Source organism: Streptomyces sp. NPDC001781 (assembly GCF_053596035.1).
Genome location: NZ_JBSFFI010000072.1, coordinates 1 through 3331, shown reverse-complemented (window position 1 = coordinate 3331; position 3331 = coordinate 1). Strand labels below are relative to the sequence as shown.

General features: G+C 68.3%; 1 protein-coding gene. It reads left to right on the top strand.

All coding sequences use genetic code 11. The annotated features are described in order from the left end of the window. On the top strand, window positions 1-3331 hold a 3331-nt coding region (locus tag ACWCV3_RS28595; protein WP_451230161.1), incomplete at both ends, for a phage/plasmid primase, P4 family.

Here is a 3331-nt window from a genome sequence, read left to right as displayed (position 1 = left end):
GACAAGCAGCGCGAGGAGCCGAGCAAGGACTACCGCAGCGAGATGGACGGCTGGCGTGGGGCGCTCGCGGCCTCCAAGCTGGGCAACCTGCTGAAGCTGTCCCGGGGCATCCTCGAAGCCTTTGCGACTGATTTCGATTCCGAGCCGGACGCGCTCAACTGCCAGAACGGCATCCTGGACATGCGCACGGGCGTGCTCACACCCCACGACCCGGACCGGCTGATGACGAAGATCACCGGATGTGACTACGTCCCCGGCCACCACCACGCGGACTGGGACAAGTCCCTGGAAGCGATCCCCGACAGTGTGCGCGAGTGGTTCCAGATCCGCACGGGTCAGGGCCTCACCGGCCACACCCCGCCGGACGACCTGATCCTGATTCTTCAGGGCGGCGGGTCCAACGCCAAGTCGACTGTGGTCGACGGCATCTCCAAGGCGGCCGGCACCCGGAACGGCTACCACACGATGGTCCCCGACAAGGCGCTGCTGGGTAACGCGTCGGACGGTCACTCCACCGAGCTGATGCCGCTCATGGGCGCCCGCCTCGCCGTACTGGAGGAGACCCCGGAGGCCGGTCACCTGGACGTCAACCGGGTGAAGAAGCTGGCGGGCACGGAGCAGATCACCGCACGCAAGATCCGGCAGGACAACGTCACCTTCGTCACGACGCACAGCCTGATCATCAACACCAACCACAAGCCGATCGTGGACCAGACGGACCACGGCACGTGGCGGCGCCTGGCCCTCGTCCGCTTCCCGTACACCTACCGCAAGCCGTGGGAGCCGTGCACGGGTCCGATGGACCGCCGGGCCGACATGACGCTCCGGGAGCGCGTACGGACCGACAAGCGGGTCTGGGAGGCTGCTCTGGCGTGGGCTGTGGAGGGAGCCCGCAAGTGGTACGCCGCCGACCAGATTTTCCCGACCCTGCCCGAGGACGTGGAGAAGGACACCCTGGAGTGGCGCAAGGAGTCGGACCTGGTCCTGTCGTTCATCGGGGACTGCCTGTCGTTCGACTGGAACAGCCACGTTCTCGCCCGGGAGCTGCACGAGGTCTTCAACAAGTACCTGGCCGACAAGGGCCACCGGGAGTGGACGGACCGCACGTTCGTCAGCCGATTCGGAAGCCACGACGAGTGCGCGCGGAACACGGTCCAGCGGAAGAAGATCAGGGCCCGCGAGGGGCTGTCCTCCATGGAGCGGAGCCCCAAAATCGGCGTCAACTATCAGGCGTGGCTCGGCGTCCGGTTCCAGGACCCGAACGGAAAAGACCAGGTCACAACAGATGGTTCCGGAGGTGTACCCCCTGTACCCGGTACTCCGGTTAACGGAAAATCTGGCTCCCCTATAGAGGTAACCGGGGAAGTGGGTACAGCGGGTACACAACTCGGTACGGCCTCCGAGACGGACCCCTTCGCGGGCGATCCTTTCGCGGAAGCGGAATCCATTCCGGCACCCCGCGCGGCCACCGTCCCCGCCCCGCCGCAGGCGCCCGCCGCCGAGGCCGTCCCGGTCCGCCGGGGCGGTGCGGTCGGGTTCGACCTGGAGACCCACAGCGCCAAGCACCTGTTCACCCACAAGGACATCGGCGGCGACCCGTACGTCCGGCTGGCCGGGTACATCGAGGCCGACGGCACCGAGGTTGTTGTTAACTCCGTGGAGGAGCTAATTCGCCGGCTGGAGGACGCCGACGAGCTGCACGGCCACAACCTGCTCGGGTTCGACCTGATGGCGCTCGCCCGCCACCACGGCGCCGACTACGACAAGCTGGCCGCCAAGACGGTGGACACCCTGCGCTGGCAGCAGACCATCGACCCGCCCGGCGCCGCGCACGAGAAGCCGTGGGCGACCAAGGGCTACTACGGCCTGGACGCCACAGCCCGGCGCCACGGCGTCAACGGCAAGACGGACGACCTGCCCGCCCTCGCCTACCAGTACGGCCCGGAGGAGATCGACGGCCGCAAGCTGGACAAAGCCGAGCGCACGGACCTCGGCTACGGCCGTATCCCGGTCAACGAGCTGCGCGACTACTTCAGCGGCGACCTTCAGGCGACCCGGGGCGTGCGGCGCGCTCTGGGTGAGCCCTCGAACTATGTTCGACGTGAGATGCGCGTGGCCCACCTCCAGCACCGGCCCACCCTGACCGGCTGGAAGGTCGACGTCCCCGTGCTGCGCGAGCTGGCCGAGGCGGAGGCCGACAAGAAGCGCCAGTCCCTGGAGTGGCTGCACGAGCACTGCGGCGTGCCGCTGACGAAGTCGGTCGGCAAGGGCCGGGGCAAGAACCGCGTCTTCACCGACGAGCCGGTGAAGTCCCCGCTGTCCACCACCGAGGGCCGCGAGGCCATCATCGCGGCGTTCGCCGACCGGGGCGCGGCGTTCTACCCGAAGACCGCGTCCGGGATGATCAGCTTGAACAAGGACGCGCTGGGCGAGGCGTCCTACATGCTCGGCAAGGGCGCCGGCGCCCGCCAGGTGCCCGCCATGCTCAACCCCAACGTGCTGCGCACCTTCGCCGACCGGGGCGCCGACGTGGACGCGCTGCGCGAGATGTGCGGCCACATCGTCACCGTCACGTCCTCGGTGCAGAAGTACCAGGAGATCATGGACCACCTGGTGGGCGACCGCATCCACCCGCAGGTCGGTGACCTCCAGGGCTCGGGCCGGTGGGCGTATGTCCGCCCGTCGGTCACCAACATGGCCAAGCGCGGCGGCAAGGTGCACCAGCGGCGCCCGCTCATCGCCGACGACGGCCACCTGCTGATCTGCTTTGACCTTGACCAGGTCGACATGCGCGCCATCGCCGGGCACTGCCAGGACCCGGCGTACATGGAGAACTTCGCGCCGGGTGCGGATGCGCACTCGATGATCGCCGACATGGTGTTCGGCAGGCATGACGGCGAGTGGCGCGACAACTCCAAGAAGATCGGCCACGGCTGGAACTACGGCATGGGCGTCAAGGGCATCGCTAACTCCGGTGTGGAGCTGGAGCTGGCTCAGAAGTTCGATGACCGGATGAACGAGGCGTACCCCGTCCTGTGCGCCTGGCGGCAGGAGGTGCGCGACCGGGGCGCGGCCGGGCAGATGCTCGACAACGGTTTCGGGCGGCTCATGCGCTGCAACCCGGACCGCGCGTGGACGCAGGCGCCTGCGCTGATGGGCCAGGGCGGCGCCCGGGACATCATGTGCGAGGCCCTGCTGCGCCTGGTCGACCGGGCCCCGGAGGCGACCGAGTGGCTGCGCTGCGTCGTCCACGACGAGGTCGTGCTGTGCGTCCCCGAGGACCGGGTCACTGAAGTGACAGCCACCGTGCTGGACGCGTTCTCGTTCGACT